Source organism: Paenibacillus fonticola DSM 21315 (assembly GCF_000381905.1).
Classification (GTDB): domain Bacteria; phylum Bacillota; class Bacilli; order Paenibacillales; family Paenibacillaceae; genus Fontibacillus; species Fontibacillus fonticola.
The window spans coordinates 1-5483 of the sequence record NZ_KB907301.1 but is presented as its reverse complement, the minus strand read 5'-3'; the positions used below and the strand labels follow the sequence as shown (position 1 = coordinate 5483).

The window sequence follows — 5483 nt, the reverse complement described above, 5'->3', positions numbered from 1 at the left end:
TTGAATACGAACGAATATGTTTCTCTAGAAGTCATTGATAAAATTTGTGCAGCGTTGGATTGTCAGCCTGGTGATTTATTGGAGCATATTCCTGAACAGAAATAAAGAATGGAATAGAGCGTGAAATCATTTTGAAATAAGAGTTAGTTTTTTTTAAAAAATATATTCAGACAACACTGACCTGGCCTAGGATAAGATCTATCAAAGGCTGGGTTTATTTTATTGAATACAGAAACATTAGGTAACATTTTAAGAAAGGAGAACGTAATATTTGAAGCCTAAAGTATCTTTAAAAATGAAACGCTATATAGACAACTACATTTCCACATATAATAAAGAAATCAAAAAAATAGAAAATCCACTGAAGTATGGATTTACAACAAAAGAAGTAATTAAAACTATCCTTTTCTTATCACAAGCAGAAAAAAGAAATCATTCAACTTTATACAAAAATCTAAGTGATGATTTGCTGTTATCATATTTGGGAATTGCGAGTATAAGTTATTTAAGTGTTGCAGTATGTCAGGAAGACTCTCAAAAACCAATTAGTAAAGATTTTATATCTGAATACAGTAGTATGAATCCTAATTTTATGTTCATGAATATGCTTGGCAATATCAGTAACAATGCTTTGGCGATTGTAAAATTAATTGAGACGGGACTCGATACACAAGCAAGGGCGCTAGTTAGGGTCTTGGCTGAAAGTATTTTTATTACAATTTATGTAATTACAGATCAGGAGGCATTTTGGAATTATTATAATGTGAAAGATACTGATGAAGCCAAAAATACATGGTTTAAGTATTTTCGGTATGCCAAACTAAAGAACAAACTTGAAGTCATCGAAAACAAGGTTGGTTTTCCTCAAAATTTAGTTAATGAGCTAGTAGCAATGAGAGATTATATATATAAAGAGTATTCAAGCATTATTCATAGCTATTCTATTTCAAGCAATGTTGGTTCATATGCAGTTTCTTTTGACGATGAATTCATGAATATTGCTATTGGTGGGAAGGCTTCGTTCTCATCTAAAAAAACTATTCATAGCTTAAATTGGTTATTATTTTATTTTTCCTTAATGACAAAAGGAATATTTCAAAATATCTATCATTTTAAGCCTCCAGGAAATAATGAAATATGGAGAATGGCAGTCCCACTTCGTGAATGTTATATTAAAGTCTATTTTAATGTTACATACAATGAAGAACTTGAGAGTTATTCAATGAACGTCACCTAATATAAGTATTCACTCTGCAGGGCAAGCGCCCTTTGGTTACCAGATGTATAATCGTAGAAGAAGGCTCAGACAAGCACACCCCGGCAATAAGATAAGAGCATCTAAGGACAGGGCGTGACGTAGATCCTAGGAACGTTAATTAAGATCTTGATAAAACTCAAACTAAGAATGAATCGAACAACTAGCAGCAGCTCACCAACCGCGACGCCGTCGCGCCCGAGGAAGCCATCCCTCGGTAGAAGCTGAACGTCATCCCCAAAACTGCGAGCGGTTGATCAACAAGTGGACGACCGAGGTGCTGGCTTGGGCGGGGAAGGATCGAGGGAGCTTTTGAGTGAGTGAGGATGCGGTGAGGGAATTGAAGTCTTAATAAGGAGTCTAACTACAATATAGTGGTTCGGCTCTTTTTTACCGTTTCCTCTATTTTACAAATGGGCTATAATCTTGGGTAACGCAGGTACGTAGTGGGAAAATAGTCGTGCTTATGTTATTGGATGAATGGAGGGGCTGATTAGCGAACCCCACGCAAATATGGGGGTATGCGAAATCGTGATTAAGCATCGTGAATAGGAGTTCACGAAGTTAATGAAAAAGGAATTATGTGAAATACAAGCTATGTCTAAGAATTAATACCAGAGGTGATTTAATGAATAAAAACAGAATTGTTCTTTTTCTGAGTATATTAATTTCTATATTTCTCATCAGTGGATGCAATAAGAATAATCAATCCGAAGATGTAGTTAATGATGGTCTAGTCATAAATTCAATCTCTATTGGTTTGGGGGGAGAATTAAATAAAACTCTTGTAACATATAACATTAATATTTGGAATAAAACGAGGAAAACTATTTTAATAAAATCAGTTGAACCAATATTACCAGAAGATCTGAAACAAAGATTAACAGATGATAGAATTATTAATGACAAAAATAAAATGGTAAATGGAACATCTGGAGAAATAATTACAGGTTCATTTTATTTAAATACACAAGGGTTAGACAAACAGGGGATTGAAGCACTAAATATCAAGTTTGATAAATTTAGAATTATAACCGAACAAGAAATTGGACTTGAAACACATTAAGATGAGTGATTCAAAAAGGGCTTGTACTTCAAATAACACCATATCTATGTTGCGGGGGACAAGCCCCTCTTGACCTGCCCGATAAATTACAAAGGAGTGGGGCGTGAATACAAAAATGTATACGATAGGGCAGGCCGCAGGCCCTTATTTCATTTGAATATATAATTCATTAAAAAGATATAGTGCATCTTTAAAACCTTGTAGATATATTTTACTTTCCAAAACAGTTTGTAATGAAGTTAGAGCATCTTCATAAAGAAATAGGGGATGTTGAAGGTTATCGGGAAGTGATTCTCGAATTACTTTTAGATACTGCTCACATTCAGAAGAAAATGGTTCAAGGTTTAAGTTTGAGTATAGCTTCTCTATACGACTGCGAATTAAAGGCTCAGCTAAAACATCTAATGATTCAATCAATGACTTCCCTCCTTTCGTTAACTCTATAAGGTTATTATATACCCTTGCGGAGTTATGTGTAAAGATAATTATTAACTCCATAAGGTGAAATGGTGATTTCTAATTGAAAAAAATTGATTTTGAGAGATAATATATTGAGCATAGGAGGGAGTCTGTTTGATAAAGTGTAATATTAGAGTTCTAATGGCTGAACATCGAATCGATGATATAACAGAGTTGATGGAAAGATCAGGACTGAGTAGAAATTCGATTAACAAACTGTATAAAGAAATAAATATTGAGACGACAAAATTAGAAACACTATTAAAGCTGTGTGATACATTTGAGTGCAAACTATCAGATTTAATTGAATACACACCTGATAATTAAGAAAATTAAAAGATGTGGGTATAATCATAGAACCTCGTCGACAATGCATCTACGCTGCGGTGCATCCGCCTTTTTTGTCAGATTTGAAAGCATAGAAGAATATTCAGACAACACTCGACCCGACCTAAGATTCTAAGGCCGGGTTTCGTTGTAGATGTGGGAACATTACACAACAGAACGAAGACAGTTAAGGAGAGCGATTTATGGAAGTTATATGAAAGAGTTGCTAAACAATATTAGTGGGGGGAATTCAATGGAGAGTGTATTAATAACAGGTGCCAATAGAGGACTAGGCCTCGAACTGCAGAAAGTCTTTTTTTCAGGTTCTTTTAATACTTTTCCGGTAGTTCGAACTGAAGAAGCAGCAGATCAATTAAGAATGCAATTCCCTTTAAGGTGTTATCCAATAGTTGCGGATTTAACGAGTGATAAATCTATAGAAACAATCAGAATGAATTTAGACAAAAACGCTCATTCTCTTGATGTCGTGATTAATAATGCAGGCATATCAGGATCTGAATATTTAATAGAAACTGTAAGAACGGAAGAGGTAAATAATCTATTCAATATTCATTGTTTAGGACCGATCAGAACAGTTCAAGCATGCATCCCAAATTTAAGAAAATCAATTAACCCAAGAATTATTAATGTCTCATCAAGACTAGGTTCATTAACTCGAATGGCATCAGGAGAGTTTATTGATCGAAGATTTTCATATTCATATCGGATGGCTAAGGCAGCTCAGAATATGTTTACGATATGTCTTGGCCAAGAATTAATGAAGGATAATATAACAGTTTGTGCGATTCATCCGGGGCAGTTGTTAACTAGAGGACGATCAACTGATGCAGATACAGATCCAGCGATTGCTGCAGAGAATTTATATAAATGGATAAAGGTAATTGACATAAATAACACTGGTCTTTTTGTACAACCTTTAGTTCAAAATATGCCTTGGTAGTAACTCGAGGATGGCAATTCCCTTGAGGAAGAGGGTACTTCCTGTAATGCAATACATCGCCAGGGGTTAGCCCTAGGTTTGCAAATAGAATTCAGAGACGCGGAGTCCATAAGCGTTACATGAAATATCAGTAATAATCAATCAATCTTAAGAAGAAAAGGAAGTATAACTATGGAGGCATATACTGAAATATCTTTTTATTTACCATTTTTTGATTTAATAGATGATACAGATGAGGCATCTAGTATTGAAAATTTATTTAGACAATTTAATATCAATCTTGATTTAACGGAATTATATAATAAATATAAATCATATGGGGAAGGACCTAATAGTGTAGGCAAGGGGGATGTTCTTGTATTTTTTAAGAGAGAGGATAAGGAAAGCTTTATATTAATAGATTTGTTTCATGATTTTACTGATCAGTACAGTATGGTGAAATTAGGAGTACGCAGTTCTATTAAAAATTTTGGGGAAATAAAGGACGTAATATATAGTATCTACTCGAGAGCAGAAATTAAAAGTAAAATAAAGGAGAGTAGTAATTTATTGAAACGGGAAATATTTGATTATCCCAAAGAGATTCGTTATGGAGATCAAACGTACATAAAAAACATCCTTTACAACACTATTTAGATTTTTCAAATACAATTAATAGAACAATGTGTTCACATTGATGCTTCTGACATGGTCTGCACGAAGTTCGATATACGAGAAATAGATCAGGCCAGACACCCCAATCAGCATAAAACGTAGATTCAAAAAAATAGAGTCACCAGGCTCTTAAGTTTTTGAAATATGTAATTCACCGAAGAGATATAAGGCGTCCTTAAATCCTTGTAGATATATTTTACTATCTAGAACTGTTCGTATTGAAAATTGAGCGTCTTCATAGAGGAATAGGGTATGTTGGAGGTTGTCAGGGAGAGATGCTTGAAGGGTCTGTAAGTATTGCTTAGATTCATTTGATATTTCTTTGAAATAAGAATTATGTTTTGTAAGCTCACTGTGTAATGATTCCAGTCGCTTACGAATAAGCGGGTCAATTAATATCTCTAAAGAATCTTCCAATATGACACCTCCTAAATTTCATTTGCATTTACGAATTAAAGTTTAACTTACTAAATATTATTTTAACATACTGAATTTTTGTGTCAAGAGAACATAAATATATTTTTGATTAGGCGAAGATTTTTTAATATAATTGAAGAAAACTTCAACTAATCTGAGAGGGAACTGGCAATGATAAGTTATAAACCATTACAAAAATTGCTGATAGATCGGGATATAAAGAAACAGGAGTTATTAAAAATGACAGGGATCTCATCAGCAACGATGGCTAAATTGAATACGAACGAATATGTTTCTCTAGAAGTCATTGATAAAATTTGTGCAGCGTTGGATTGTCAGCCTGG

9 protein-coding genes are annotated in these 5483 nt (G+C 33.9%); 7 read left to right on the top strand and 2 right to left on the bottom strand.

The window, feature by feature from the left end:
- From G358_RS32775 to G358_RS0129095, 3 genes are all read left to right on the top strand, one after another.
- Nucleotides 1-105 (top strand): helix-turn-helix domain-containing protein (locus tag G358_RS32775; RefSeq protein ID WP_019640779.1); only part of this gene is annotated, 105 nt, incomplete at its 5' end.
- Between the two features lie 166 nt (nt 106-271).
- A complete protein-coding gene (locus G358_RS0129100) occupies nt 272-1237 on the top strand; it encodes a hypothetical protein (protein WP_019640778.1) in 966 nt (321 codons plus the stop codon).
- A 646-nt stretch (nt 1238-1883) separates the two neighbouring features.
- Nucleotides 1884-2321 carry a hypothetical protein gene (locus G358_RS0129095; RefSeq protein ID WP_019640777.1) on the top strand — a complete coding sequence of 146 codons (438 nt, stop codon included), beginning with the start codon at nt 1884-1886 and terminating at the stop codon, nt 2319-2321.
- Nucleotides 2322-2465: 144 nt separating this feature from the next.
- Here G358_RS0129095 and G358_RS0129090 read toward each other — a convergent pair whose 3' ends face one another.
- A complete protein-coding gene (locus G358_RS0129090; protein WP_019640776.1) occupies nt 2466-2738 on the bottom strand; it encodes a hypothetical protein in 273 nt (90 codons plus the stop codon).
- A gap of 156 nt (nt 2739-2894) precedes the next feature.
- Between G358_RS0129090 and G358_RS0129085 the strand changes: the two genes are divergently transcribed.
- The 3 genes from G358_RS0129085 (at nt 2895) to G358_RS0129075 (ending at nt 4704) form a co-directional block, all read left to right on the top strand.
- The gene (locus G358_RS0129085; protein ID WP_019640775.1) at nt 2895-3107 is read left to right on the top strand and encodes a helix-turn-helix domain-containing protein; all 213 of its coding nucleotides are present in this window, start codon (nt 2895-2897) and stop codon (nt 3105-3107) included.
- 253 nt (nt 3108-3360) lie between these two features.
- Entirely contained in the window at nt 3361-4068 is a 708-nt protein-coding gene (locus tag G358_RS0129080) for an SDR family NAD(P)-dependent oxidoreductase (RefSeq protein ID WP_019640774.1), read from the top strand.
- 171 nt (nt 4069-4239) lie between these two features.
- A complete protein-coding gene (locus tag G358_RS0129075; protein WP_019640773.1) occupies nt 4240-4704 on the top strand; it encodes a hypothetical protein in 465 nt (154 codons plus the stop codon).
- Nucleotides 4705-4851: 147 nt separating this feature from the next.
- On the opposite strand, the gene G358_RS0129070 is transcribed toward G358_RS0129075, so the two are convergent.
- Nucleotides 4852-5139, bottom strand: a complete 288-nt coding sequence (locus G358_RS0129070; protein ID WP_019640772.1) for a hypothetical protein — start codon at nt 5137-5139, stop codon at nt 4852-4854.
- 171 nt (nt 5140-5310) lie between these two features.
- Here G358_RS0129070 and G358_RS0129065 point away from each other — a divergent pair.
- The coding region (locus G358_RS0129065; RefSeq protein ID WP_019640771.1) for a helix-turn-helix domain-containing protein at nt 5311-5483 on the top strand (173 nt) is incomplete at its 3' end.

What these genes read in the sequence shown, in the direction of transcription:
- G358_RS0129095 (WP_019640777.1), top strand. Translation starts at nt 1,884, where the DNA reads ATGAATAAAAACAGAATTGTTCTTTTTCTGAGTATATTAATTTCTATA.
- G358_RS0129080 (WP_019640774.1), top strand. Translation starts at nt 3,361, where the DNA reads ATGGAGAGTGTATTAATAACAGGTGCCAATAGAGGACTAGGCCTCGAA.
- G358_RS0129075 (WP_019640773.1), top strand. Translation starts at nt 4,240, where the DNA reads ATGGAGGCATATACTGAAATATCTTTTTATTTACCATTTTTTGATTTA.